Raw genomic sequence first — 24,507 nt, forward strand, 5'->3', positions numbered from 1 at the left:
CTGTAGCGCCGATTTGCGATCGCTGCACCCCCGGGCGCGGACACTCGGCCAAAAAGAAGGCCGCCCGGAGGCGGCCTTCCTGAACGTCTCGGTGATGCAAGGGGGGCTCAGAAGCCCATGCCGCCCATTCCACCCATGCCGCCGCCGGCCGGCATCGCGGGAGCTGCGTCCTTCGGCAGCTCGGCGACCATCGCCTCGGTGGTGACCAGGAGGCCGGCGACCGACGAGGCGTCCTGCAGCGCGGTGCGGACCACCTTGGCCGGGTCGATGATGCCCTTGGCGACCATGTCGACATAATCTTCGGTCTGGGCGTCGAAGCCGAAGGTCTCGGACTTCTCGTCCAGGATCTTGCCGACCACGATCGAGCCTTCGACGCCGGCGTTCTCGGAGATTTGGCGAATCGGAGCCTCGAGCGCCTTCAGCACGATGTTGATGCCGGCCTGGACGTCCGAATTGGCGTTGGTGATGCGGCCGACCGCCTTCTTGGCGCGCAGCAGCGCCACGCCGCCGCCGGGGACGATGCCTTCCTGCACCGCAGCGCGGGTCGCGTTGAGGGCGTCCTCGACGCGGTCCTTCTTCTCCTTGACCTCGATCTCGGTCGCGCCGCCGACGCGGATCACCGCGACGCCGCCGGCGAGCTTGGCCAGACGCTCCTGCAGCTTCTCACGGTCGTAGTCCGAGGTGGTCTCCTCGATCTGCGCCTTGATCTGGCCGACGCGCGACTCGATGTCGGCCTTCTTGCCGGCGCCGTTGACGATCGTGGTGTTCTCCTTGTCGATCACGACCTTCTTGGCGCGGCCGAGCATCTTCACCGTGACGTTCTCGAGCTTCATGCCGAGATCTTCCGAGATCAACTGACCGCCGGTCAGGATCGCGATGTCCTCGAGCATCGCCTTGCGGCGATCACCGAAGCCCGGCGCCTTGACGGCGGCAACCTTGAGGCCGCCGCGCAGGCGGTTGACGACCAGCGTCGCCAGCGCCTCGCCCTCGACGTCCTCGGCGATGATCAGCAGCGGACGGCCCGACTGTACCACGGCTTCGAGCACCGGCAGCATGGCCTGCAGGCCGGACAGCTTCTTCTCGTGCAAGAGCACGTAGACGTCGTCGAGCTCGGCGGTCATCTTCTCGGCGTTGGTGACGAAGTAGGGCGAGAGATAGCCGCGGTCGAACTTCATGCCTTCGACGATGTCGACCTCGGTATCGAGCGACTTGTTCTCCTCGACCGTGATGACGCCCTCGTTGCCGACCTTCTGCATCGCCTGGGCGATCATCTTGCCGATCGCGGCGTCGCCATTGGCGGAGATGGTGCCGACCTGGGCGACCTCGGAGGACGAGGCGACCGGCTTGGCACGCTTCTCGATGTCCTTGATCACGGCGGCCACCGCGATGTCGATGCCGCGCTTGAGGTCCATCGGGTTCATTCCGGCGGCAACCGCCTTGGCGCCCTCGCGCACGATGGCCTGGGCCAGCACGGTCGCGGTGGTGGTGCCGTCACCGGCGGTGTCGTTGGTCTTGGAGGCGACCTCGCGCAGCATCTGCGCGCCCATGTTCTCGAACTTGTCCTCCAGCTCGATCTCCTTGGCGACGGTGACGCCGTCCTTGGTGATGCGCGGAGCGCCGAAGCTCTTCTCGATGACGACGTTGCGGCCCTTCGGGCCGAGCGTCACCTTGACGGCGTTGGCGAGAATGTCGACGCCGCGCAGCATGCGGTCGCGTGCGTCGCCAGCGAATTTGACGTCCTTGGCTGCCATTTCAAAATTCTCCTGGAGTAGACCTCGACGGCGAGGGGCGTGATCGCCCGTCTGTCGCCGGAACGAGGTTGCAGAGCATTTTCGCCCGGGGCGGCTGATCGCCGCCCCCGGCAGGTCGGGATCAGGCGACGACGCCCATGATGTCGGACTCCTTCATGATCAGGAGCTCCTCGCCGTCCAGCTTGACCTCGGTTCCGGACCACTTGCCGAACAGCACGCGGTCGCCGACCTTGACGTCGATCGGGATCAGCTTGCCGCTCTCATCACGGCCGCCCGGGCCGACGGCGACGACTTCGCCCTGCGAGGGCTTTTCCTTGGCGCTGTCGGGAATGATGATGCCGCCCTTGGTCTTCTCTTCGGCGTCGATGCGCTTAACCACGACGCGGTCGTGCAGGGGACGAAACTTCGATTTGGCCATGACGGATCCCTTTTGGGGTGCTTGGATAAGTTTGTTGCTGTCGGAGGAAATCTGAATGCGGCCACATTTGACGCCCACTTGGCGCCAACTGGCTCGCAGCCTTAGCAATCGCGCCCTCCGAGTGCTAAAGACCGCTCGGGGAAATATGGCTTGCGGCTGTTCCTGTCAAGCAACGGCCGGCAGTTAAGCCGTTCTTGAGGCTGTTAGGGGATGTTGTCCCGGGCCAGACATGTTAGTGGAGCGGCGTCGTCATCCGACGTCATTGCTCTGACGAGCGTTTTGGGTTTGGTTGCCGGACGGGGCAGCCACGATCTTGTTCCTAAGGGGATGCCATGACGAGTTCACGGTGCGCGCGGCCGGTTGCCAATCTCGCGATCGCGTCGGCGCTCACGATGCTTCTGGGAGCGTGCACGGGCTTCAGCCTGTCGCCGTCGCCCCCCATGCAGACCGAGGCGCCGGTCGAGCCCGAGGTTCCGGCGACGATCCGCCCCGAGGATCTCGTCGGCAAATGGGGCCTCGCCGCTTACAACAACCCCAACGACCGTCCGCGCACCGAGAAGATGGCGTTGGCGCAGTGCAAACAGCCCTATGTCATCGGGGCGGGCACGTCCGGCGGTGTCGTGATGCATCTGGCCGACCAGGCGACTCCCCAGGAGCTGCGCCTGAAGGGCTCGGCCAGCGGCAAGAACTATATCGGCCCGGCCGGACCGCCCGGCGGCGAGCAGGACCGCGAGGTCGTCTCCTTTGACGGCCGTGTGCTGATCACCCGCTTCGTCGACAAGGATGCGGCGACCCGTTACCAGACGATGGTCTACGTCCGCTGCGGACCGCGCGCCTGAGATCCGGGCGAAGCCCTCGCGACAAGCCCCGGCCACACCCAAAAGCCAAACGAAAAACGCCGGCGAAAGCGCCGGCGTTTTGCTTGGTGCTGCTCGGTGCCGTCCCTGGCCGGCGTGGCCGCCGGTCAGGCAGGATGAGCTCAGTTGAACATTGCGTCGATGTCGTCCTGCGAGGCGTGGCCGACGTCGCCGTCCGCCTTCGGGCCGTTCAGCAGCCGGGCGTCGCCCTCGCGGTGGTCGACGATCGGCGGCGTATGCGCCTTGATGGCGTCGACGCCGCCCCAGATGTCCATCATCACCACGATATGGTGCTCGATGAACTTCATCGTGGTCATGACCTTGTTGATGCGCTGGCCGGTCAGGTCCTGGAAGTTGCAGGCCTCGAAGATCGAGACCACCCGCTCCTGGATCTCTTCGCTCAGGATCTTCTGCTGGTCGGCCGAGTCCACCTTGGACAGCGCGCTGGCGGCCTGGTCGATCGCCTCCGCGGCTTCGAGGATCTGCTGCGTCGCCTGCTCGGTGCCGCCGACGACCGCGCCGAGCTCGCCGTTGACCTTGGCCATCTCCTCGCCGTTGAAGCTCTTGGCATGGAGGGTCGCGATCTCGCCCTTGGTGCGGTTGATCGCGTCGTGGATCAGGTCGAGCTCGACCTTGAGTTTTTCGCACTGCTCGATCTGGGCACGATAGGTCTCGAGCAGCGCGCGCGCTTCGGCGACCTCGCGTGCGGCGGACTCTTCGATGGCGGCGTTCGCCGTGTTGCTGCCGCCGCTGCGGATCGCATTGGCCATCTGGGAGCGGATCGCGCGGAGCTCGTCCATGATTTCCTTGTGGTTGGGGCCGATCTCGCCACCCACGAATTCAGGCTCCGGCATATGGCCGACGATTGCTTCTTCGATACGGAAACGCTTGCGAACAGCCATGATAGTATCCCTGACCTTTTGCTCGGATCAGTTCTACGCAGAGGCTATTTAACATCGCGTTCACGCCAGGAACCGCCGTTGAGCAACGCTGGCGTGCATCGTGCGTCAACGATTAACCATGCGCCAGCGGCCTTCACGCAAAATAAACGCTAGCGATCAAAACCGCCGACGTATGCAGCGATGGTAAATCCCGGCGCCTCCCGCGTTTACCAAAGCGATCGGGTTTTGCTCTTTATTGACGATACGCGGCGGCGCATTTGCCTCGCGCGATGAACAGTCTTCAGACGAAACAGTACAGAGTACGTCGATGTTCAAATCAGTATCCGCAGCGCTGCTGGCCGGCGCATGCGTTTTCCATGCAGGTCTGGGCCGCGCCGCGGCCCAGGGATTTCAGCAGCCGACCGTGATCTATAGCGGCCCGCCGCAGCAGTCCGCGCCGGTGCGCACCGCCTATGTCGAACGCTCGCGCATGGGCGGCGGCTTCATCGAATTCCTGTTCGGGGATCCGCAAGGCGGCCGCGGCGCGCCTCCGCCGGGACAGCCGATGTACCAGCAGCAGCCGTCCTACTACGAGCCGCAGCGGCTGGCGCCGGGCATGGTCCCGCAGCAGGGATTGCCGGATGAGGAGGCCTATGAGCAGACGCAGCGGCCACTCGATCCGAAATACGAGAAACAGATCGTTGACTATGACGGCAAAGAACGGCCGGGCACGATCGTCATCGATACGCCGAACAAGTTCCTCTATCTGGTCCAGGGCGAGGGCAGGGCGCTCCGCTATGGCATCGGCGTCGGTCGCCCCGGCTTCACCTGGTCGGGCGTGAAGACGATCTCGGCCAAGCGCGAATGGCCGGACTGGACGCCGCCGCCGGAGATGCTCGCGCGCCGGCCCGACCTGCCGCGGCACATGGAGGGCGGACCGCAGAACCCGCTCGGCGCACGCGCGATGTATCTCGGCTCGTCGCTGTATCGGATCCACGGTTCGAACGAGCCATGGACGATCGGCACCAACGTCTCGTCAGGATGTATCCGGATGCGCAACGAGGACGTCATCGACCTCTATGGCCGCGTGAACGTCGGTGCCCGGGTCATCGTGCTCTGACGACCGCCGCTGCGCGACATCAGCAACTGAAAAAGGCCGCCCGTGGAGGGCGGCCTTTGCATTTTTGAGTTGGCTGCGACCCGGGAGCTTCACGCGTAGTCGCTGCCACCGTCGTCGTCGCCATAGCCGTCATCGGCATCGAAGTCGGCCGCGTCGCTGTCATTGCCGCTGTCGTCATGGCTCGCCTGGTCGAACAGGCCGGCCCGGCCGCCGTCGCCGCCCGGGCGGCCGATGTCGTCGAGACCGGCATCGCGCGCCAGCGAGCCGCCGGACTGGTCGCCGCTCCACGGGCTGGCACCGCCGCCCCGCTCCTCGATGATCGTGGTGTCACCGAACGCCTGATGCGACCCGCCGCCCATCATCGAGCGGATGCCGCCGAGCAGCAGCGAGCCGCCGACCATGCCGGCCGCTGCGGCCGCCGCCGTGCCGAGGAACGAGCCGCCTCCACCGCCGAACATGCCGCCGCGCGGCTGGCCGAAGCCGCCCTGATCGTAAGGGCCGGGCTGACCGGGATAGCCGGGCTGGCCCTGGTAGCCCGGGGGTATCGCCTGGCCGCTGTTCCAGACCGGGCGGCTCTGCGAGGGCGGCGGCACGTTGGGGACCGAACCGCGGCTGCCCGAGCCGAAGATGCTGTCGCGCATCGAATCGAGGAAGCCGCCGGACTGGCCCTGCGGGGCCTGGGCGTGCTGCAGCTCCTCGATGCGGGCGTTGGCGCGCTTCAGGGCCTCGTCCTGCACCAGCACCGTCTGGACCAGCGCATAGACGGCATTGGGAGCCCGCTGCAGCGCCTGGGCGATGGCGGCGGCAGCCTCCGGATCACGCGGTGCACTCTCCAACGTGGCAAGCCGGTCGAACAGATCGTCGATGAGTTGGCGTTCTTGCGGTGTCATGTCGTTCTCCTGCCGCTTGCCTTGTTCCGGCCAAGCGCGGCCAAGATTTAGGGGGACTTTGTGGCCCGGCCAGCCGGGGCGCGGATTAAATTTCCGTATGCGACAAAGCGTCTTTGCACTTGCGAGGCGTTTCGGAAGCCGAAGGCGGACGGCATGCCTGCCTCCCTCCCACTTCGAACGCCGCCGCGCCGGGTTTTGTTCGCCGGGGCACGCGAAACATCCATCAGCCGAGCGTCACCTTGCGGCGCTCCAACAGGCCCGGAAAATGCTCGCCGGCAAGATAGGCGTGCTCATGCTCGCGCTGCACCGTCAGCGGATCGAGCTCGATGAGGACGTCATCGACGAAACCGGGGTGGCACATCACCAGCCCATGCTCGGGCAACTCGTCGAGGAAGCCATCCATCAAAGCTCCGAAGTCGGAGGCCTTGGTGAAGTCGTAGGCGCCCGCGAAGCCGGGATTGAAGGCGATCTCGGCCCGCCTGGCCTGACGGCGGAATTGCGCGCTGAGCACGTCCAGCAGCAGCGCTTTCGGTGCCGCCAGCCGCTGCATCAGGGGCAGATTGCGGCCGCCCTGGCGCACCCAGGCCGTGGGCGCAGTTTCCTTGACGGCGGCGAGAAAGCCCTCGCGCACCTGCGGATAGAGCTGGGCATGCTGGTGGCCGTCGACGAAATCGGGGGCGCGACCGAACAAATCGCCGAACGCTGCAAGCTGAACCAGGACCTCGGCACGGATCATCTCGGGATCGAGCCGGCGGGTCAGTCCGGCGCGCAGCAGCTTCGGGAAGGGCAGGAACATGCCGCCTTCCGAGGGACGGAAATGCATCGTCAGGGGCCGGAATGGCGCGGTCAGCGTGACGTGCAGGCCGATGGCGCAACGCGGGCTGTCGGACGCGACCTTGGTCAGCTCCGTCACCTCGTCGCGCCCGATCGCGGCGCCCACGGTCATCACCGAGGTTGCGTTCAGCCGACCGCGCGCGATCAGGTCTCGGATGGCGCTGTTAACCCCGGGGCTGATGCCATAGTCATCGGCGCACAGCCAGATGCGCCGGTGCGGCGTCGCGCTCATTCGGCGGCGTTCCTCTCGGCGCCGTCGCTGCGCGCATCGAGCGCTGCACGCTTCTCGCTGTGCTCGGCGACGAAGTAGATCGGCCGCGCCTTCAGCTCGGACAGGATCTTGCCGATATACTCGCCCATGATGCCGATCATGATCAGCTGCACGCCGCCGATCGTCATCAGGCCGACCATCAGCGAGGGATAGCCGGGCACCGACTTGCCGGTAGCTAAAGTCTCCCACAGGATCGAGAGGCCGAACAGAAAGGCCGCCGAGGCGAGCAGGATTCCGAGCAGACTGGCGAACCGCAGCGGGGCGACCGAGAACGAGGTCAGGCCTTCGATCGACAGGCCGAGCAGGCTGGTCAGGTTGAAGGCCGTCACGCCATGGGCACGCGCGGCAGGCTCGTAGTCGACGCGGATCTGGCGGAAGCCGATCCAGCTCGCGAGTCCTTTGAAGAAGCGGTTGCGCTCGGGCAATTGCCGCAGCGCCGCCACCGCGCGCGGCGACAGCAGCCGGAAGTCGCCGGCATCCTCCGGGATCTTCTGCCGCGCGCCCCAGTTGATGAGCGCGTAGAAGCCGTGCACGGCGACGCGGCGCAGGAACGGCTCGTTGTCGCGATGCGCCTTGGCGGTATAGACGACGTCATAGCCGTCCTTGATCCAGTGCGTGACGAGCTGCTCGACCAGGGCCGGCGGATGCTGGCCATCGCCGTCCATGAACAGCACGGCGCCGCGCCGGGCATGATCGAGGCCGGCCATCAGCGCGGCCTCCTTGCCGAAATTGCGCGACAGCGAGACGACCTGGATGTCGAGCGCATCGGCCTGCAAGGTGCGCGCAATCGCGAGCGTATTGTCGCGGCTGCCATCGTCGACATAGACGAGCTCACAGGCGAGACCGAAGCGCTGGCGCAGCGTACGGGCGAGATTATTCAGCCGCTCGTGCAGCGCCGTCAGTCCCGCGCCCTCGTTGTAGACGGGGATAACGATCGACAATCCCTGCGACGCGGCGTCGGCCGCAGTCGTGGTCAGATCCGACACGTCAGTTCCCAGCATTGCTCAGCGTCCTCGTTCTGCTACCAACATATGGTAGCTGCGCTCGCCTGTCGCTACGATGAACGGCGATTTATGATCGCAGGAAGGCCTCGAGGCGAGCAAACAGCGGATTTTCGCGGTCGAGCACATAGTCGAGCGAGGCGACCGAGACGGTCTCGGCGCCATGCGCGCGCAGAAAGCTGCCGAGCGCGTAGATCTGCGCCGGCGGGCAGTGCAGGGTGAGCATGCCGGACGAGGTCGGGCCGCCGAACGGCGCCACGACGCCGAAGCGGTTGTGCGCCTCGGTCAGCATTGCTGCGTCGCACCCTTTGAAGCGGGTGCGGACCTCGCGGTATTTGCTGGCGCGGGCGCGGGCATGGATGTGGTCGAGAATGATCCGGGCGCTCTCGCGCGGCCCCTCCGACCAGTCGGCGTCGCGGGAGGCGACCAGATTGGCCTGGCTGCGCAGGATCACGCCGTCGTCCAGCACCTTCAGCCCATTGGCGGCGAGCGTCGAGCCGGTGCTGGTGATGTCGACGATCAGCTCGGCGGTGCCCACCGCCGGCGCGCCCTCGGTGGCGCCGGCGCTCTCGACGATGCGGTAATCGACGATGCCATGGGCGGCGAAGAAGCCGCGCGTCAGGTTGATGTACTTGGTGGCGACGCGCATGCGGCGATTATGCTGGGCGCGAAAACCGGTGGTGACGTCATCGAGATCGGCCATGGTGCGGACGTCGATCCAGGCCTGCGGCACGGCGACGACGACGTTGGCGCCGCCGAAGCCGAGCGTATCGATCAGCAGCACGCGCTTGTCGGCATCGGTGATGCTCTCGCGCACGAGATCCTCGCCGGTGACGCCGAGATGCACGGTGCCGCGCGCCAGTTGCGAGGCGATCTCACTCGCAGAGAGATAGGCGATCTCGACATTGTCGAGACCTGCGATGGTGCCGCGATAGTCGCGAGCGCCGCCGGGCTTGGACAGGTTCAATGCGGCGCGGCCGAAGAAGGCTTCGGCATTCTCCTGCAGACGTCCCTTGGAGGGAACGGCGAGGACGAGGGGGCCGCTCATGATGCTCTCCCGCGCGGGGACTTGCCGACGGCGCTGCTCTGGGCCAGGCGCTCGATCCAGATCGAGAAGCCGACGGCCGGAATCGACTCGGCGGCGCCAAGCTGGCTCAGCAGGCCGTCATAACGGCCGCCGGCGACCAGTGGCTCGTCGCCATTGCCCGGATGATGCAGTTCGAACTCGAAACCGGTGTAGTAGTCGAGGCCGCGGCCGAACGACGTGGCGAAGCGCACCTTGGTGATGTCGATGCCGCGCTGGGCCATGAAGCCGGCGCGGGCCTCGAACGTGTCGATCGCCGCTGAAATGTCGAGCTTGGCGTCGGCGGCGAGCGCGCGAAGCTGCTGGACAGCCTCGGTCGGGCTCCCGCTGATGGCGAGGAAGCGCTTGATACGGTCCAGCGCGTCACGCGGCAGCGCGCCGCTCTTGAGGGTGGACTGCTCGAGGAAGCGGTCGGCGATCTCCGCCACCGTGCGGCCGCCGACCGCCGTTGCGCCGGCAATCGACATCAGGTCGGTGACCAGGGCGAGCGCCGCCTTGCGGTCGGAGCCGGCCAAGGCGGCGAGCACCCCTTCATACTCGTTGCGCGGGGCCACCGAGGCGATCGCCAGCCGCTCGAGGTCCTGCGCCAGGGTGCGCTTGCGGTTGAAGTCCTTGGTCAGCCGCCGCCGCCATACCGGATAGAGATCGAGGGCGTCGATCAAGGCCGTGAACAACGCGACGTCGCCGGTGCGGATATCCACCGCGGCAAGGCCGGCGGTGGCGGTCGCCTCGATCGCCAGCGCCAGCATTTCGGCATCCGCGGCGGGCCGATCCTGACGGCCGAACGACTCGATGCCGGCCTGCAGGAACTCGCTCGGGCGGCCCTCGCGGTAACGAAATACTGGACCGAGATAGCTGAAGCCAGCCGGATGCCCGGCGCGGGCCGAGGCGAGGTAGTCACGGGCGACGGGAATGGTCAGGTCGGGGCGCAGGCAGAGCTCTTCGCCGGCGGCGTCGCCGGTCAGATAGAGGCTCTTGCGGATGTCCTCCCCGGAGAGATCGAGAAATGGCTCGGCCGGCTGCAGGATCGCCGGTTCGGCCCGCTCATAGCCGGCCTGGGCGAAGGATTGCAGCAGCATGTCCGCCCACGCGGCGGGTCCGGTTGGAGCGGGTCCGGTCATGTCGATCGAGTTCCAAAGTGGAGTGGGCGCCTCTGGAGGCCGCGGCTGCCCCTTAGCATGGCCGTTTGACGGTTTCGACTGCGAATGGCCGCGGCAAGCCACAATTGGCCGGATGCCTTAACCGCGGGGGCCGGTCCAGTCCCCGAGCGTCGCCTGGATCACGGCGAGGGCGGCAACGCCGGCCGTATCCGCGCGCAGGATGCGCGGGCCCAGCGCGAGTCTGATCACGTGCGGCTGGCGGAGCAGCAGCGCCCGCTCGTCGTCGGCAAAACCGCCCTCCGGTCCGATCAGCAGGTCGATGCCGGCCGGATCCTTGCCGCCGCGCAGCGCCTGCAGCGGATCGGCCAATTCGGCGGCCTCGTCGCAGAACACCAGCAGCCGCTCAGATTGCCGCTGCGCGAGGAAGCGCTCCAGCGGCACCGGGTCCTTGACTTCGGCGAGACTGAGGATGCCGCATTGTTCGGCGGCCTCGACCACGTTGGCGCGCATGCGCTCGCCATTCACGCGCGACACCTGGGTGTGACGGGTGATGACCGGCTCCAGGCGCGAGGCGCCCATCTCGACCGCCTTCTGCACCATGTAGTCCAGCCTCGCGTGCTTGAGCGGTGCGAAGACGTAGGCGATGTCCGGCAGGTGATCCTGGGGCCGGCTCTGCTGCTGGATCGTCAGGCCATCTGGCCGCTTGCGGCCCTCGATCACGGCCCGCCATTCGCCGTCGCGGCCGTTGAAGACCAGGACGTGATCGCCGGTGCCGAGACGCAGGACGTTGCCGAGATAGTTGCCCTGATTGCGGTCGAGCGCGACCGTGCCTCCCTCCTGCAGGGGTGCGTCGACGAACAGGCGCGGGGCGGTGAAGTCGTATGCGGGCATGGAGCGAAGCGGTGCCGATGATGGATGTTGCTTAACCAGACCACGCGCCGGCCGCAAAGCCGGCGGAGCCGTCACGGGGTGTTGTATCGGGTATTGGCGATGGCGCCTTTCGGCCGTGCTGTCGACAGATTTTACCGGTTCGATCCCGCCGGTCGTCCCTTGGGGACGGACATCCGACGATTCCGTGAGCCTTGAAGCGGAGAACGGCCTTGATCTTGAGACATTCGACTTGGGCGCTTGCCGCGGTCATCGTGGTGACGGTCGCCGGGCCGTCCCGGGCCGACGACAAGGCGATCGCTGCTCCGCCCCAGCAAGCGGCTCCCGCGGTGCCGGGTGGTGCCGCAGCGGCCGGCTTTCGCCCGCCCGAAACCTGCCTGAAGGAGTTCACCCCGCTGCGGGACGAGACCGCCCGCCGGGCCAAGCTGCTCAAGGCGGCGACCGAGCGGCGTTTCGCGCCCGGCGAGGCTTGCCAGCTGGTGCATGACTACGAGCTCGCCCAGACCAAGATGATCGACTACGCGGTCGCCCATGCCTCACTCTGCGGCATCCCGCCCAAGATCACCGATCAGCTGAAGGCGAATCACGAAAACACCCTGGCCGTGATGCGCAAGGTCTGCACGGCGACGTGAACCGTCCCGCCGGCCGCCGAACTGGCGACTCCGGCCTGACCAGGTGGGCGAGGGCGCCGAGTGAACGGATTTTGGGCCCCGATGTTCGGGAAGGACCTCGTTTTGGGCCTCCGCGCCGGTTGGAACCCGGCTGCGTCCCTCCGCCGCGGCTGTGATCAACTCCGCGGTTGTGCTGGACGGGCGAGAATCGTAAAAGCCCCGGATCGGATCGTGCTTTCATCCGGAAGTGTTGAGGATTCTTGGTCTTACCGGAGAACCAGCCTTGATCGTCCGCCAGTCTTTCATGCCGCTCGCCATTGCCGCCCTGGTGCTCTCCACAGGGCAGCTCTCCGCGCAGAGCTCCTTTCCCGCGCCGATGCCTGGTCAGGCCCAGACCAGCAGCTCGCCGTTTCCGCCCATCAACGGCGCGGCGCCGACCCGGGCCGCAGCTCCGGCAAGTCCGTTCCCCAGTCCAGGCGCCTCGGCGTTCGGCGGCGGTGGTGGCTTCCAGCCGGCCCCGATGGGAGCCGCGCCGCAGGGTGGCCCGCCGGAGAGCTGCATGAAGGAGTTCATTCCGCTGCGCGAGGAAGCCGAGCGTCGCGGCAAGCTGATCAAGGCCGCGAGCGACCGCAAGGCCTCGCCTGACGAGGCCTGCAAGCTGATCGCAAATTTCGGCAAGGCCGAAGTGAAGATGATCAAATATGTCGAGGCGCATTCGGCGAGCTGCGGCATTCCCCAGCAGATCGCCGATCAGCTGAAGGCCGGTCACAAGAACACCGACGCGCTGGAAAAGAAGGTCTGTGCCGTGGCGGCGCAGATGCAGTCGGGGGCCGGAAGGCCCTCCGCTCCGAGCCTGAGCGACGTCCTGGGCTCGTCGGCCGCGTTGCCTGAGGCCAACACGACCAAGAAGGGCGGATCCGCCTTCGACACCATGACCGGCAACGTTCTCACCCGATGAGCGACACGGCCGTCCGCGTTGCTGACGCGACCGGCAATTGGGTCGATACGCTGGCGCCGGTCTGGAGCCGGCCCTACCTGCGTCTCGCCCGCTTCGATCGCCCGATCGGATCGTGGCTGCTGCTGATGCCGTGCTGGTGGTCGGCCGCTCTGGCTGCTGGGATCGCCGGGAACCTATCCATGTTGCCGGCGTGGATCGGGCTCTATTTCGTCGGCGCGTTCGTCATGCGTGGCGCCGGCTGCACCTGGAACGACATCACCGACCGCGATCTCGACGCCAAGGTGGAGCGCACACGTTCGCGACCGATTCCCGCCGGTCAGGTCGGCGTGAAGCAGGCGCTCGCCTTCCTGGTGGCGCAGGCCCTGATCGGCCTGGTGGTGCTGCTGCAGTTCAACCGGTTCGCGATCGCCACCGGCATCGCCTCGTTGCTGATCGTCGCGATCTATCCGTTCATGAAGCGTGTCACCTGGTGGCCGCAGGTCGTGCTGGGTCTCGCCTTCTCGTGGGGCGCGCTGATGGGATTTGCGGTCGCGTTCGGCCGCATCGATGCCACCGCGCTGCTGCTCTACGCCGGGTCGATCTCGTGGGTGATCGCCTATGACACGATCTACGCGCATCAGGACGCCGAGGATGACGCGCTGATCGGCATCAAGTCGACCGCGCGCCTGTTTGCCGACCGCACGCATCTGGCGCTGGTCATCTTCTACAGTCTGGCCGTCATCCTGATTGGGGCCGCGTTCGCGACCGCCCACGTGCATGTCGCGGCGTGGCTCGGGCTGGCGTGTTTTGCCGCCCATCTCGGCTGGCAGATCCGGCGTCTGGATATCGCCGATCCGGCGCTGTGCCTGCGGGTGTTCAAGTCGAACCGCGATGCCGGACTGCTGCTGTTCGCAGGGCTGTTGGTCGATGCCGTGCTGCGCGCAACCTGATCAGTTGCGCGCGACGATCTCGCGCTCGCCGCGATGGATCGAGGCTGGATTGAGCTGGTAGCCGACACGGCGTCGCATCAGGAAGCGCGGGCGGCGCGAGCGGATCGCGTTGCGGCGGCGGCGGCGCGGCGTGGCCTCCCGGCGCGGGTCCTGCAACTGGGGCAGCGCGAAGGTCTCGCTCCACATCGCCCACGCAGCAACGATCTCGTTCTGGTCGTCGCTGACGCAGAGCGGGATGGTCAGGGAAGGGTCGCGGTGGACGAGCACCAGCATCACCTGTGTGTCGTCGATCTCGCGCACGCCTATGCCGAGGAAATCGCTGACGCGGAGGTTCAGGGCCATGCGCATGCCGCTGACGGCACGACGCAGGACCACGCGCTCCCGGTGCAATTCGATCTGCCGGATTCCGCCATCGGCACGGGTATCGTGCGCGCTGTACGAGACGGGCAGGGAAAGAGGGTCGAGCCGCAGGGCGCGGCCCGACCCAGCGGAATGGCTTCCGCCTGTTGCTGTTTGACGCCTCACGGCTTGGTCTCCCCGCCGGGATTATGCTCCCGGTCGATGCGTGTGACCTTGCCACGCGGATCGCCCGTATCGGCTTAACAAGCCTGGTTAATCAGATCTCACGCGTGATCCTCCTACCGTCATGATTGACAAGCGCTTGCCCCGCATGATTGACGAGACCTTGCCGATTTGCCGACAATCCGATGTGCCGTCTGCCGTCCTGCTTGAAGTCGGCGTGAACAGGCCACATTTCCTTTGGATTGAGCCGTCTTCGCCGCCCACCTGACATCGATCGGATCGTGTTCGTGACCTCTTCCTCAGCCTCATCGTCGACATCAGCCCAATCAGATCTGCTCGACCAGTCCGCCCTGCGAACGCTCGCCGAGCGGCTGGTGGAAGCCGCGAGGAAGGCCGGCGCCGATGCCGCCGACGCCATCGCGGTGCGCGGCATCTCGCAAGGCGTCGAGGTCCGTGACGGGCGCGTCGAGGAATCCGAGCGCTCGGAAGGCGACGATGTCGGCCTGCGCGTTCTCGTCGGCAAGCGCCAGGCGGTGGTGTCGACCAACGACGTCAGCGGGGACGGCGTGGCGCGGCTGGCCGAGCGGGCCGTGGCGATGGCGCGGGTGGCGCCTGACGACCAATATGTCGGCCTCGCCGATCCGGCGCTGCTGGCGCGCGACATTCCCGAGCTCGACCTGCTCGATCCGCAGATTCCCTCGACCGCAGAGCTGGAGCGCCGTGCCCAGGAGGCGGAGGCTGCCGCGCTCGGCGTGAAGGGCGTGACGAAGTCCGGTGGTGCGTCGGCCTCGACCGGCATCGGCGGCATGGTGCTGGTCACGAGCGACGGTTTTCACGGCGCCTATCTGCGCTCGAGCCAAAGCATCTCGACGACCGCCATTTCCGGCGAAGGCACCGGGATGGAGCGCGACTACGACTACACGGCGGCTCCGCACGGCGCCGACCTGCTGGCGCCCGCGGCCGTCGGGCGCAGCGCTGGCGAACGCGCGGTGGCGCGCGCCAATCCGCGCAAGGTTGCCACGTGCCAGGTGCCGGTCGTGTTCGATCCCCGCGTGTCCGGCTCGCTGGTCGGACATCTGGTCGGCGCCATCAATGGCGCCTCGATCGCGCGCAAGACCAGCTTCCTCAAGGACAAGCTCGGCGCGCAACTGTTCGCCAAGGGTATCCGCATCATCGATGATCCGCTGCGCAAGCGTGGGCTGCGGTCGCAGCCGTTCGACGCCGAGGGCGTGAAGGTGAAGCAGACCGCGCTGGTCGACGATGGCGTGCTGACGACGTGGCTGCTGGATTCGGGCACCGCGCGCGAGCTCGGCATGGTGACGACCGGCCACGCCCATCGCGGCGTGTCGTCGTCGCCTTCGCCCGGTCCGTTCAATCTGCATCTCGAAGCCGGCGTCGTGACAGCCAAGGAGCTGATCTCGGACATCAAGCAGGGCTTCTACGTCACCGACCTGATTGGCTCGGGCGTCAACGGCGTCACCGGGGACTACAGCCGTGGCGCGTCCGGCTTCTGGATCGAGAATGGCGAGATCGGCTATGCCGTGAGCGAGGTGACGATCGCCGGGCATCTGTTCGAGATCTTCAAGTCGATGACGCCTGCCAGCGATCTGGAATTCCGCTATGGCGTCAATGCGCCGACGGTGCGCATCGAAGGATTGACGCTTGGCGGACGGTGAGATCGAGAAACCGGACGAGACCAGCCTCGCGGCAGACGCCAGGCTCCTGAAGGAGGCGGTGCGCGAAGCCGGCGAGCTCGCACGTTCGATGTTCGGAACGGAGTTGCGCAAATGGACCAAGGGTGCGTCGTCGCCCGTCTCCGAAGCCGACATGGCGGTCAATGCGCTGCTTGAGCTCAGGCTGCGATCGGCAACGCCGGATTACGGTTGGCTGTCCGAAGAGAGCGCGGATGATCGGGCGAGACTCGGTCGGTCGCGGGTCTGGATCGTCGATCCGATCGATGGCACGCGGTCCTATCTCGGCGGCCGCAACGACTGGTGCGTGAGCGTCGCGCTGGTCGAGCACGGTGCGCCGATACTCGCCGCGGTGCATGTCCCGGTCAGCGAGGAGTTCTTCTTTGCCGCCCGCGGCAGCGGCACCACGTTGAACGACGAGCGGGTTCAGGCCTCGACCGGACGCGTGCTCGACTTCGCGCGGGTGGCCGGTCCAAAACCGTTGGTTGAGCGGTTGGCTCCGAGTTCTGCGCGGATTGAACTCCATCCGCGAATCGGATCATTGGCGCTGCGCCTGTGCCGTGTCGCGCATGGCGGGCTCGATGCCGCTTTTGCAGGCGGGCAAAGCCGCGATTGGGATCTTGCGGCGGCTCATTTGATCGTGCAGGAAGCGGGGGGTAAAATGACCGCGTTGTCCGGCGAGGCGATCCTCTATAATCGTCCGGAGGTGGTGCACGGGATGCTGGTGGCAGCGGGCCGCGACCGACATGCCGACATCGTCGCGCAGTATCGCAGGTTACCGCCGGACTGAACGCCCCTGGATCGCACCCTCCACGTCGCCTGCAAGGCGTTGACTAGGAAACAATACCGATGACAGATAGCGCCTCGCAGCAGCTCCTTCACCTCGTGATCGGCGGCGAGCTCATCAATCTCGACAAGAACGAATTCAAGGATCTCGACAAGGTCGATATCGTTGGCGTCTATCCGAACTACGCGGCGGCCCACGCCGCCTGGCGCGCCAAGGCGCAGATGACGGTCGACAACGCCCACATGCGCTATTTCATCGTTCACCTGCACCGGCTGCTCGATCCCGGTCAGGATGCGAAGTAAGACGCAAAGCTCGCGACTTGAAACACCTGATCCGCAATACGCTGCGTAGCGGCTGGTTCCAGCGCGCCGTCGGGTTCCTCGCGGCCGAGTACCTGCGCCTTGTGTGGCTGACCAATCGCTTCACCTATGAGCCGCCCGAGGTCTACGACATCGTCGAGCCGCAGATGCCGGCGATCTTCGCGTTCTGGCACGGCCAGCATCTGCTGACACCCTTCATCAAGAACAAGCCGAGCTATCGCGCCAAGGTGCTGATCTCCCGCCATCGCGACGGCGAGTTCAACGCGATCGCCGCCGAGCGGCTCGGCATCGGAACCATCCGCGGCTCCGGCGATCATGGCTCCTCCTTCCACCGGAAAGGCGGGGTGGGGGCGTTCAAGGAGATGGTGCGGGCGCTCGAAGACAATTATAATGTGGCATCGACCGCCGATGTGCCGAAGCGTGCGCGGATTGCGGGGCTGGGCATCATCATGCTCGCGCGCGAATCAGGACGTCCGATCATGCCGTTCGCAATGGTCACGAGCCGCTTCATCCGCCTGAAGAACTGGGACAGCACCACCATCAATTTGCCATTCGGCCGCGGCGCATTGGTGGGAATCAAGGAAATCAACGTGCCGCGCGATGCCGACGCCGCGATGATGGAAGAGGCGCGTCTCGACCTCGAGGCGACGCTGAACGAGTGCATGCGCCGCGCCTATGAGATCGTCGGCCGTCCCGAGGCCTGTCCTCCGCCGGTCGCGTCGGGAGCATCAAGTGCCTAGGCCGCTGCCGATGGCCCTGCGTGTCTACCGCGGGTTGTCCTCGGCGGCGGTGCCGCTTGCGCCGGCACTGATCAGACAGCGGCTCAAGCATGGCAAGGAGGATCCCGAGCGGACCGACGAGCGGCGCGGCCTGAGCCACGACACGCGCCCGCTGGGTCCGCTGGTTTGGATTCACGGTGCCAGCGTCGGCGAGGTGCTGGCGGCGGCGGCGCTGATCGAGCGGCTGCGTGAGCTCAACATCCGCATCCTCATCACGTCCGGCACCGTGACGTCGGCCGCCATCGTGGCCAAGCGCTTCCCGCCCGACGTGATCCACCAATACGTGCCCTATGACACGCCGCGCTTCGTGGAGCGCTTTCTCGATCATTGGCGTCCCTCGCTCGGGCTGTTCATCGAGTCGGACCTCTGGCCGAATCTCATCCTCGCCGGCGCCTCGCGGCGGGTGCCGATGGTGGTGATCAACGGCCGCATGTCGCCGCGCTCGTTCCCGCGCTGGCGCCGCATGTCCGGCACCATCTCCGCCCTGCTGGGACGCTTTGATCTCTTCCTGACGCAGTCGCAGGCGGACGCCGACCGGTTCTCCGCGCTCGGCGCGCGCACCGTCATCACCACCGGCAATCTCAAGCTCGACGTGCCGGCGCCGCCCGCCGATCCGGCGAAGCTCGATCGGCTCACGGCGATGACGCGCGGCCGTCCGGTCGTCGTCGCCGCCTCCACGCATCCCGGCGAGGACGAGATCCTGATCGCGGCCCACAAGGCCTTGTCGGCTACCTATCCGTCGCTGCTCACCGTGATCGTGCCGCGCCATCCGCATCGTGGCCCGGTCGTCGCCGAACTCGTCGCAAGCGCCGGCCTGCAGGGCGCCTTGCGTTCGCGCGAGGAACAGCCGCTCGCAGGCACCGACATCTACGTCGCCGACACGATGGGTGAGCTCGGCCTGTTCTACCGGCTGGCGCCGGTCGTGTTCATGGGCGGGTCGCTGGTCGAGCATGGCGGCCAGAATCCGATCGAGGCCGTCAAGCTCGGCGCGGCCATCGTGCACGGACCCCACGTGTTCAACTTCACCGACGTCTATGAGTCGCTGGACAAAGCCGGGGGAGCCAGGCTCGCCCACGATCAGGAGGCGCTGATCCGCCAACTCCGGCAGCTGCTCGCTGATCCCGCAGCCGGCAACAGCCTGGTTGCGGCAGGAACGCGCGTGGTCGATCAGCTCGGTGGCGCGCTGGAGCGGACGCTGTCGGCGCTGGAGCCGTATCTATTGCAGGTCAGGCTCGAAATGGGGGCAGCCGGCGATGCGTGAGCCGGCCTTCTGGCATCGGCCGCCGTCCTGGCAATCGCGTCTGCTGTTCCCGCTCTCGAAACTCTACGGCGCCGTTGCCGCACGCCGCATGGCGCAAGCCGGCGTCGATGCCGGCTTGCCGGTGATCTGCGTCGGCAATTTCCATGTCGGCGGAGCCGGCAAGACGCCGACCGTGCTGGCGCTGACCGATATGCTGCGTGACCTCGGCGAGCAGCCGGTGGTGCTGAGCCGTGGCTATGGTGGCCGGCTGCACGGGCCCGTTGTCGTCGATCCAGCTGTCCATGAGGCTGCCGATGTCGGCGACGAGCCGCTGATGATGGCGGCGTGGGTGCCGGTCGTCGTGGCGCGCAACCGCGCCGACGGCATCGGTCTCGTCAAGGCGCAGGGCGCCTCCGTCATTCTGATGGACGATGGCTTTCAGAATCCGTCGATCACCAAGGATCTCGCGTTGATCGTGATCGACGGTGCGCGCGGCCTCGGCAATTCCGAGGTGTTTCCCGCCGGCCCGTTGCGCGCGCCGCTGCCACCGCAGCTGGCGCGCACCGACGCGTTGGTCGTGATCGGCAGCGGCCGAGCCAGCGAGGCGGTCGCCTCACATGTGTTGGCGGCCGGCAAGCCGGTGTTTTCAGCCGCGTTGCAGCCCGATGCGCAGATCGTCGCGGCGTTGCAGGGCAGGCCGCTGCTGGCGTTCGCCGGGATCGGCGATCCCGCCCGATTCTTCCGCACCCTTCGCGGCGCCGGTCTCGACGTCAGGCGGGAGCGTGCCTTTCCGGATCACCACCCATTCACGACGGCCGACGTTGTAGCCCTTGCCAACGAAGCCAGGCGTGATGGATTTGCCATGGTGACCACGGAAAAAGATCTCGTGCGGTTCCGCGGCCACGAGGCCGCGCCCGATGTCATGGCATTCCCAGTGACACTGCAGTTCGGCGATCTCGCCGCGTTGCGCGCGCTGGTTGTGCAGCGGCTGTCAGCGAAGCGGAACGGTCAGCCGCTGGCCTTCAATGCGCCCGGATAGTGCCGCTGCAGCACGGCGCTCGGCAGGGCATAGGCTTCCTGCAGATCGACACTCCAATACTTCAGCTCGTCCAGCGGAATCCGCACATCGGTGACCGCGCAGCGCACATAGCTTCCCGGTGAGATCACGCGGAAATCGCCGTCCAGATACTGCACCTGCGCCTCGCCCTGGCCCGAGGGACCAAACTTGTTGAGCACGTCCGCGATCTCCAATTCCTTGACGTGAAGTCCCCCTACGCAGGCGCAGCGCGCACACGACAGGCCGAATTTCGATGATTTCCTAGCATAGATGGGGGGCCCTGTCCCCCCGCGCAAACCCACTGATTTGTGATGCTTCTGCTCGAAACTCCGTGCTAGCTAGGTTTCAATATCCGCCGCTTGTCCCGCCCGGCTGGTTTGATGCGCTCCCTCGTCGCCATCGTCGTCTCAATGCTCTGCGCCACGGCGTTTTCAGCCTTGGCTGAGCCATTGCCGGCGCCCGTCGCGGTCGAGATCCCCTCGGGAAGCTATGTGCTGCGCGCCCAGCTCTACCGGCCGAAGGGGGCCGGCCCATTTCCGGTCGTCGTCGCGCTGCACGGCTGCGGCGGGCTTTCCGGCCGCTCCGAGCCGGTGCTGCCGCGCTATCGCGACTGGGCCGAGGAACTGGTCAAGGACGGCAAGGCCGTCCTGCTACCGGACAGCTACGGCTCGCGCGGACTGGGCCCGCAATGCCGCGTCAAGGAGCGTCGTATCAGCGGCCGGCGCGAGCGTGTCGCCGACATCGTGATCGCGCAGAAATGGCTGGCGGAGCAAGCCTGGGCGATGCCCGACCGGGTCAGCCTCGTCGGCTGGGCCAGCGGCGCGAGCGCGCTGTTGTGGGCGGTGCGCCCGCAATTGCCCGAGCATGTCTCGCCGGATTTCCGCTCGGCGGTGGCGTTCTATCCGGATTGCCGCGCCTCGTCCGGCCTCGGCTGGAGCACGCGCGTCCCGACATTGGTGCTGATCGGCGGCCTGGACGACGTCTATTCGCCGCCGGCGTGCCGACAGATGATCGATGGCGCGCGCGGCCGCAGCGCGCTGACCCGCATCGTCATCTATCCCGGCGCCTATCACGATTTCGATCGTGTGAACCTGCCGCTGCATCAAGTCGCAGGGTCGGACGCCGGGGCGCCCGAGCGCGGTCATGTCGGCTCGGATCCCGAGGCGCGTGCCGATGCGCAGAAGCTCGTGGCCGATTGGCTCGCGCGCTGAGCACCACTCAGAACAGGCTGCCCTGATCGGCGGGATCGGGCGTGCGCTTCGGTGCCGAAGGCTTGCCCTCACGCGGGGCTTTTGGCGATGCTGGCGCCGCGGCTGGAAGCGAGCGGTCCGCGCCGGCCGTGGCCGCGACCTTGCCGTCCGCAAATTCGATCGAGAGTGCGGCGCCCGGACCGATGCTCGCGGCATGGTGCAACGGATGGCCGGCCTCGTCGCGCACCAGCGCAAATCCACGCGCCAGCACGCTGCGATAGGACAGCGCGGTGAGGAGCTTTTCGTTCTGTCCCACGCGGGCCGTCAGGCGCTGGAGCTGAGTCTGCAACGCGCGCCGGGCCCGCTCGGCAAGACGTTCGGTTCGGTCGCGCTCGCGACCGATGGCCTGGCGCTTGGCCTGCGCATAGGCCTGGCGCGAGGCCTTGAAGCGGGCGTCGAGCGCCTCGAATCGCTCGCGCCGCCGGTGCAGCTGGCCGCGCGACGACAGCGACAGCCGCTCGGACGAAGCGATGAGGCGATGGCGCGATTGCGCGATCTGCGCGTGCAGCACGCGCAGAGTGAGCTTGGCGCTCGCCGCTGCGAACTGGCGAAAGTGCACATGCGTGTTGGTCTTGAGCGCGCGCGGCAGGCTGGCGGCCGCCGTATCCAGCCGCTGCCTGGGAATGGCGAGCAGATCGCCGGCGCCGGGCAGGGCGCGCGCGGCGGCGCGCAGCTCGTTGCGGCGGCTCTCCTGGCCGCGCTGCCAGCAGACGCTGACACGGCGCGCGAGGCTTGCGACCTCCTGCATCAGCTCGCTGCGCACCGGCACCGCCATTTCCGCGGCTGCTGTCGGCGTCGGCGCACGTTTGTCGGCGGCGAAATCGATCAAGGTCACGTCGGTCTCGTGGCCGACCGCCGAGATCAGCGGGATCATGCTCTCGGCCGCGGCGCGGACCACGATCTCCTCGTTGAACGACCACAGGTCCTCCAGCGAGCCGCCGCCGCGCGCGACGATCAGCACGTCGGGCCGCGGGATCGGGCCATCCTGCGGCAAATCGTTGAAGCCGCGGATCGCGGCGGCAACCTGCTCGGCCGAGCCTTCGCCCTGCACCTTCACGGGCCAGACCAGCACGCGGCGAGGAAAGCGGTCCTCGAGCCGGTGCAGGATGTCGCGGATGACTGCCCCGGTCGGCGAGGTGACGACGCCGATCACCTCGGGCAGCCACGGCAGCAGTTGCTTGCGTGCGGGATCGAACAGTCCTTCGGCGCCGAGCTTCCGCTTGCGCTCCTCCATCAGCGCCATCAGCGCGCCGATCCCGGCCGGCTCCAGCGCCTCGATGACGATCTGGTACTTCGACGAATTCGGGTAGGTGGTGAGCTTGCCGGTGGCGATCACCTCGAGCCCTTCCTGGGGCTTGAAGCGCATGCGGCCGTGCACGCCCTTCCAGATCACCGCTTCGATCTTGGCGCTCTCGTCCTTGAGCGCGAAATAGCAATGCCCCGAGGAATGCGGCCCGCGAAAGCCGGTGATCTCGCCGCGCACCCGGACATGGCCGAACTGGTCCTCGACCGTGCGCTTCAGCGCCGAGGACAGCTCGGTGACGGTGAATTCGGGCGCGTTGGGCAAGGCTTCCGCAGGCGGCATCGCTGTTTGATTCGGTTCGGGGAGCAGTTGCCAAGGTAGGGGCTTTCCGCGTCCGCCGCCAATCAAGCCGTTGCCTTTTCGATAACTCTGCAATACAGAGTACTCTAAATAGATGGGAGTTGGAGAGGGGTATGCGGGCAAGCATCAAGATCGTGCGTCGGCTCATCGGTTGGGGCTTCGGCCTCGCCGGGGCCCTTGCCCTTCTTCTGGGCGGGATGATCGCGACGCCGTTGGTGCGCCCGCCCGAGCTGAAATCGATCTCGGAGACCGTCGGGCGTGTCGATCGGAGCACCATGCCGGCCCTACAGCGCTTCAGCGCCCGGGACGGCACGGAGCTCGCCTACCGCCACTATCCGGCGCGGGCGACGCCGATCGGCAAGGTTGCCATCCTCGTGCACGGCTCCTCCGGCTCGAGCGTCGCCGTCCATGCGCTGGCGGATGGGCTCGCCGCCCGGGGCATCGACACGTTCGCGCCCGACATTCGCGGCCATGGCGGCTCAGGCACCCGCGGCGACATCGGCTATCTCGGCCAGCTCGAGGACGATTTGGCCGATCTCGTCGCAGAGGTCAGGAGGACCGCGCCGTCCCAGCCGATCGTGCTGCTCGGCCATTCGGCCGGCGGCGGCTTCGCGCTGCGCGCGGCCAGCGCGCCGACCCAGGACCTGTTCGCGCGCACCGTGCTGCTGTCGCCCTATCTCGGCTATGACGCGCCCACCAACCGGGAGAACTCGGGCGGTTGGGCCAGTCCCGACATTCCGCGCATCCTCGCGCTCGGCGTGCTCGATCGCGTCGGCCTGAGATGCTGCGAGGCGCTGCCCACGCTGGCCTTTGCTGTCAGGCCGAACTCGGAGAAATTCGTGGCCTCGACCTACAGCTACCGGCTGTTCCGCAATTTCGCGACCCGTGACTACAAGGCCGATCTCGCTGCGGCGAAGCATCCGGTGACCGTCATCGCCGGCGCCGATGACGAGCTGATGCTCGCCGACAAATATGCCGGCGCGGTGCAGGCCGTCGCGCCCGGTGTTGACGTGAAGCTGATCGCGGGCGTCAATCACATGGAGATCGTGTCGGCGCCGCAGGCGGTGAGCGCGATCGCCGAGGACATGGCGACGCGCTAGGGGTTCAAGCCGCATGATCGACAGCCTGGAAGCCGCGCGGGCGCTCAGCGACATCGAGGATGTCACGAAGCGCGTGCGGCAGTCGCAGATCTATCGGCTGTCGAGCCTGATGATGATCCTCTGGGGCGTCCTCGTCTTTGCCGGCAATCTCGTGACCTATCTGGCGCCTTACTACGCCGACAAGGCCTGGCTGTCGGTCTATGTCCTCGGTCTGGCCGGCTCGGTGGTGTTGGGCGCGACGGAGAAGGCGCGTTCCGGCGTCCGCAGCTTCGATCTCCGGGCGCTGCTCGCCTTCGTCATGTTCTTTGCGTTCGGCTTCTTCGTCGAAGCGATCGGCCATTTCGGACCGCGCGAGATGGGCGCATTCTGGCCGGTCTATTTCATGCTGTTCTACGGCCTCGCCGGATTGTGGTTCGGCGCGGCCTTCACGGTGTTCGGCCTGTGCGTCACCGCGTTGACCCTGGTGGGCTACCTCTTCATTGGCGCGGCTTTCCCGTTGTGGATGGCGTTCGTCAATGGCGGCGGCCTGGTTCTCGGCGGCTTGTGGATGCGGCGGAGCTGACGG

General features: G+C 66.9%; 26 protein-coding genes. 14 read left to right on the forward strand and 12 right to left on the reverse strand.

All coding sequences use genetic code 11. The annotated features are described in order from the left end of the window. Nucleotides 1–107: 107 nt before the first annotated feature. Both groL and groES read right to left on the reverse strand, forming a co-directional pair. The gene (gene groL, locus QX070_RS09120; protein ID WP_315736554.1) at nt 108–1,751 is read right to left on the reverse strand and encodes a chaperonin GroEL; all 1,644 of its coding nucleotides are present in this window, start codon (nt 1,749–1,751) and stop codon (nt 108–110) included. A gap of 121 nt (nt 1,752–1,872) precedes the next feature. Next, a complete protein-coding gene (gene groES, locus QX070_RS09125) occupies nt 1,873–2,169 on the reverse strand; it encodes a co-chaperone GroES (protein ID WP_008961387.1) in 297 nt (98 codons plus the stop codon). A gap of 332 nt (nt 2,170–2,501) precedes the next feature. Here groES and QX070_RS09130 point away from each other — a divergent pair, with 332 nt between their 5' ends. Further along, nucleotides 2,502–3,008 (forward strand): hypothetical protein, encoded by a 507-nt coding sequence (locus QX070_RS09130; protein ID WP_315736555.1) that lies wholly within the window; start codon nt 2,502–2,504, stop codon nt 3,006–3,008. Between the two features lie 140 nt (nt 3,009–3,148). On the opposite strand, the gene QX070_RS09135 is transcribed toward QX070_RS09130, so the two are convergent. Next, complete coding sequence (locus QX070_RS09135) at nt 3,149–3,928, reverse strand: protein phosphatase CheZ (protein ID WP_315736556.1); 780 nt, start codon at nt 3,926–3,928, stop codon at nt 3,149–3,151. A 307-nt stretch (nt 3,929–4,235) separates the two neighbouring features. Between QX070_RS09135 and QX070_RS09140 the strand changes: the two genes are divergently transcribed. Continuing rightward, complete coding sequence (locus tag QX070_RS09140) at nt 4,236–5,027, forward strand: L,D-transpeptidase (RefSeq protein WP_315736557.1); 792 nt, start codon at nt 4,236–4,238, stop codon at nt 5,025–5,027. 89 nt (nt 5,028–5,116) lie between these two features. Here QX070_RS09140 and QX070_RS09145 read toward each other — a convergent pair whose 3' ends face one another. From QX070_RS09145 to QX070_RS09170, 6 genes are all read right to left on the reverse strand, one after another. Continuing rightward, nucleotides 5,117–5,917: a DUF2076 domain-containing protein gene (locus QX070_RS09145; protein WP_315736558.1), complete on the reverse strand. Its 801-nt coding sequence runs from the start codon at nt 5,915–5,917 to the stop codon at nt 5,117–5,119. A gap of 223 nt (nt 5,918–6,140) precedes the next feature. Continuing rightward, nucleotides 6,141–6,983, reverse strand: a complete 843-nt coding sequence (locus QX070_RS09150; RefSeq protein ID WP_315736559.1) for a ChbG/HpnK family deacetylase — start codon at nt 6,981–6,983, stop codon at nt 6,141–6,143. Beyond that, nucleotides 6,980–8,023, reverse strand: coding sequence for a glycosyltransferase family 2 protein (locus QX070_RS09155; RefSeq protein ID WP_315736560.1), 1,044 nt, complete (start codon nt 8,021–8,023; stop codon nt 6,980–6,982). Before QX070_RS09155 ends, QX070_RS09150 begins: the two co-directional genes overlap by 4 nt. Before the next feature lie 70 nt (nt 8,024–8,093). Then, the gene (gene hisG, locus QX070_RS09160) at nt 8,094–9,071 is read right to left on the reverse strand and encodes an ATP phosphoribosyltransferase (RefSeq protein WP_315736561.1); all 978 of its coding nucleotides are present in this window, start codon (nt 9,069–9,071) and stop codon (nt 8,094–8,096) included. Continuing rightward, the gene (locus QX070_RS09165) at nt 9,068–10,228 is read right to left on the reverse strand and encodes an ATP phosphoribosyltransferase regulatory subunit (RefSeq protein WP_315736562.1); all 1,161 of its coding nucleotides are present in this window, start codon (nt 10,226–10,228) and stop codon (nt 9,068–9,070) included. The genes hisG and QX070_RS09165 overlap by 4 nt, the downstream gene beginning before the upstream one ends. A gap of 117 nt (nt 10,229–10,345) precedes the next feature. Further along, the gene (locus QX070_RS09170) at nt 10,346–11,098 is read right to left on the reverse strand and encodes a 16S rRNA (uracil(1498)-N(3))-methyltransferase (protein WP_315736563.1); all 753 of its coding nucleotides are present in this window, start codon (nt 11,096–11,098) and stop codon (nt 10,346–10,348) included. A 209-nt stretch (nt 11,099–11,307) separates the two neighbouring features. Here QX070_RS09170 and QX070_RS09175 point away from each other — a divergent pair, with 209 nt between their 5' ends. The 3 genes from QX070_RS09175 to ubiA all read left to right on the forward strand — a co-directional run bounded on the left by QX070_RS09175 (nt 11,308) and on the right by ubiA (nt 13,593). Then, entirely contained in the window at nt 11,308–11,727 is a 420-nt protein-coding gene (locus tag QX070_RS09175; RefSeq protein WP_315736564.1) for a hypothetical protein, read from the forward strand. A 283-nt stretch (nt 11,728–12,010) separates the two neighbouring features. Next, nucleotides 12,011–12,664: a hypothetical protein gene (locus QX070_RS09180; RefSeq protein WP_315737057.1), complete on the forward strand. Its 654-nt coding sequence runs from the start codon at nt 12,011–12,013 to the stop codon at nt 12,662–12,664. After that, nucleotides 12,661–13,593 (forward strand): 4-hydroxybenzoate octaprenyltransferase, encoded by a 933-nt coding sequence (ubiA, locus tag QX070_RS09185; protein ID WP_315736565.1) that lies wholly within the window; start codon nt 12,661–12,663, stop codon nt 13,591–13,593. Before QX070_RS09180 ends, ubiA begins: the two co-directional genes overlap by 4 nt. Here ubiA and QX070_RS09190 read toward each other — a convergent pair whose 3' ends face one another. Then, nucleotides 13,594–14,118 (reverse strand): DUF6101 family protein, encoded by a 525-nt coding sequence (locus tag QX070_RS09190; protein ID WP_315736566.1) that lies wholly within the window; start codon nt 14,116–14,118, stop codon nt 13,594–13,596. 284 nt (nt 14,119–14,402) lie between these two features. On the opposite strand from QX070_RS09190, the gene QX070_RS09195 reads away from it, so the two are divergent. Genes QX070_RS09195 through lpxK form a run of 6 tightly spaced genes read left to right on the forward strand, consistent with a single transcriptional unit; the run spans nt 14,403 to nt 19,971 of the window. After that, the gene (locus QX070_RS09195) at nt 14,403–15,791 is read left to right on the forward strand and encodes a TldD/PmbA family protein (RefSeq protein ID WP_315736567.1); all 1,389 of its coding nucleotides are present in this window, start codon (nt 14,403–14,405) and stop codon (nt 15,789–15,791) included. Between the two features lie 58 nt (nt 15,792–15,849). Beyond that, entirely contained in the window at nt 15,850–16,596 is a 747-nt protein-coding gene (locus QX070_RS09200) for a 3'(2'),5'-bisphosphate nucleotidase CysQ (protein WP_315737058.1), read from the forward strand. 59 nt (nt 16,597–16,655) lie between these two features. After that, nucleotides 16,656–16,895: a DUF4170 domain-containing protein gene (locus tag QX070_RS09205; RefSeq protein WP_009031572.1), complete on the forward strand. Its 240-nt coding sequence runs from the start codon at nt 16,656–16,658 to the stop codon at nt 16,893–16,895. 17 nt (nt 16,896–16,912) lie between these two features. Then, nucleotides 16,913–17,653, forward strand: a complete 741-nt coding sequence (locus tag QX070_RS09210) for a lysophospholipid acyltransferase family protein (RefSeq protein ID WP_315716682.1) — start codon at nt 16,913–16,915, stop codon at nt 17,651–17,653. Next, nucleotides 17,646–18,953 (forward strand): 3-deoxy-D-manno-octulosonic acid transferase, encoded by a 1,308-nt coding sequence (locus QX070_RS09215; protein WP_315736568.1) that lies wholly within the window; start codon nt 17,646–17,648, stop codon nt 18,951–18,953. The genes QX070_RS09210 and QX070_RS09215 overlap by 8 nt, the downstream gene beginning before the upstream one ends. Further along, nucleotides 18,946–19,971, forward strand: a complete 1,026-nt coding sequence (lpxK, locus tag QX070_RS09220; RefSeq protein WP_315736569.1) for a tetraacyldisaccharide 4'-kinase — start codon at nt 18,946–18,948, stop codon at nt 19,969–19,971. Before QX070_RS09215 ends, lpxK begins: the two co-directional genes overlap by 8 nt. Here lpxK and QX070_RS09225 read toward each other — a convergent pair. Further along, nucleotides 19,941–20,168, reverse strand: a complete 228-nt coding sequence (locus QX070_RS09225; protein WP_315736570.1) for a DUF2093 domain-containing protein — start codon at nt 20,166–20,168, stop codon at nt 19,941–19,943. The two genes, lpxK and QX070_RS09225, sit on opposite strands and share 31 nt — an antisense overlap. 201 nt (nt 20,169–20,369) lie before the next feature. On the opposite strand from QX070_RS09225, the gene QX070_RS09230 reads away from it, so the two are divergent. Beyond that, nucleotides 20,370–21,200: a dienelactone hydrolase family protein gene (locus QX070_RS09230; protein WP_315736571.1), complete on the forward strand. Its 831-nt coding sequence runs from the start codon at nt 20,370–20,372 to the stop codon at nt 21,198–21,200. Nucleotides 21,201–21,207: 7 nt separating this feature from the next. Here QX070_RS09230 and xseA read toward each other — a convergent pair whose 3' ends face one another. Then, nucleotides 21,208–22,824, reverse strand: coding sequence for an exodeoxyribonuclease VII large subunit (gene xseA / locus QX070_RS09235; RefSeq protein ID WP_315736572.1), 1,617 nt, complete (start codon nt 22,822–22,824; stop codon nt 21,208–21,210). A 131-nt stretch (nt 22,825–22,955) separates the two neighbouring features. Between xseA and QX070_RS09240 the strand changes: the two genes are divergently transcribed. Together QX070_RS09240 and QX070_RS09245 are read left to right on the forward strand one after the other, a co-directional pair. Further along, nucleotides 22,956–23,942 carry an alpha/beta hydrolase gene (locus tag QX070_RS09240; RefSeq protein WP_315736573.1) on the forward strand — a complete coding sequence of 329 codons (987 nt, stop codon included), beginning with the start codon at nt 22,956–22,958 and terminating at the stop codon, nt 23,940–23,942. 13 nt (nt 23,943–23,955) lie between these two features. After that, nucleotides 23,956–24,504, forward strand: coding sequence for a hypothetical protein (locus tag QX070_RS09245; protein WP_315736574.1), 549 nt, complete (start codon nt 23,956–23,958; stop codon nt 24,502–24,504). Nucleotides 24,505–24,507: the final 3 nt, after the last annotated feature.

It is taken from the genome of Bradyrhizobium sp. SZCCHNR1093 (assembly GCF_032381175.1).
Taxonomy (GTDB): Bacteria; Pseudomonadota; Alphaproteobacteria; order Rhizobiales; family Xanthobacteraceae; genus Bradyrhizobium.

Excerpts from the sequence above, each read along its gene's own strand:
- QX070_RS09240 (WP_315736573.1), top strand. The coding sequence starts at position 22,956 with ATGCGGGCAAGCATCAAGATCGTGCGTCGGCTCATCGGTTGGGGCTTC.
- hisG (WP_315736561.1), bottom strand. The coding sequence starts at position 9,071 with ATGAGCGGCCCCCTCGTCCTCGCCGTTCCCTCCAAGGGACGTCTGCAG.
- QX070_RS09245 (WP_315736574.1), top strand. The coding sequence starts at position 23,956 with ATGATCGACAGCCTGGAAGCCGCGCGGGCGCTCAGCGACATCGAGGAT.
- QX070_RS09145 (WP_315736558.1), bottom strand. The coding sequence starts at position 5,917 with ATGACACCGCAAGAACGCCAACTCATCGACGATCTGTTCGACCGGCTT.
- QX070_RS09150 (WP_315736559.1), bottom strand. The coding sequence starts at position 6,983 with ATGAGCGCGACGCCGCACCGGCGCATCTGGCTGTGCGCCGATGACTAT.
- groES (WP_008961387.1), bottom strand. The coding sequence starts at position 2,169 with ATGGCCAAATCGAAGTTTCGTCCCCTGCACGACCGCGTCGTGGTTAAG.
- QX070_RS09130 (WP_315736555.1), top strand. The coding sequence starts at position 2,502 with ATGACGAGTTCACGGTGCGCGCGGCCGGTTGCCAATCTCGCGATCGCG.
- QX070_RS09230 (WP_315736571.1), top strand. The coding sequence starts at position 20,370 with ATGCGCTCCCTCGTCGCCATCGTCGTCTCAATGCTCTGCGCCACGGCG.
- lpxK (WP_315736569.1), top strand. The coding sequence starts at position 18,946 with ATGCGTGAGCCGGCCTTCTGGCATCGGCCGCCGTCCTGGCAATCGCGT.
- QX070_RS09170 (WP_315736563.1), bottom strand. The coding sequence starts at position 11,098 with ATGCCCGCATACGACTTCACCGCCCCGCGCCTGTTCGTCGACGCACCC.
- QX070_RS09180 (WP_315737057.1), top strand. The coding sequence starts at position 12,011 with ATGCCGCTCGCCATTGCCGCCCTGGTGCTCTCCACAGGGCAGCTCTCC.
- QX070_RS09140 (WP_315736557.1), top strand. The coding sequence starts at position 4,236 with ATGTTCAAATCAGTATCCGCAGCGCTGCTGGCCGGCGCATGCGTTTTC.
- xseA (WP_315736572.1), bottom strand. The coding sequence starts at position 22,824 with ATGCCGCCTGCGGAAGCCTTGCCCAACGCGCCCGAATTCACCGTCACC.
- groL (WP_315736554.1), bottom strand. The coding sequence starts at position 1,751 with ATGGCAGCCAAGGACGTCAAATTCGCTGGCGACGCACGCGACCGCATG.
- ubiA (WP_315736565.1), top strand. The coding sequence starts at position 12,661 with ATGAGCGACACGGCCGTCCGCGTTGCTGACGCGACCGGCAATTGGGTC.
- QX070_RS09205 (WP_009031572.1), top strand. The coding sequence starts at position 16,656 with ATGACAGATAGCGCCTCGCAGCAGCTCCTTCACCTCGTGATCGGCGGC.
- QX070_RS09155 (WP_315736560.1), bottom strand. The coding sequence starts at position 8,023 with ATGCTGGGAACTGACGTGTCGGATCTGACCACGACTGCGGCCGACGCC.
- QX070_RS09165 (WP_315736562.1), bottom strand. The coding sequence starts at position 10,228 with ATGACCGGACCCGCTCCAACCGGACCCGCCGCGTGGGCGGACATGCTG.
- QX070_RS09135 (WP_315736556.1), bottom strand. The coding sequence starts at position 3,928 with ATGGCTGTTCGCAAGCGTTTCCGTATCGAAGAAGCAATCGTCGGCCAT.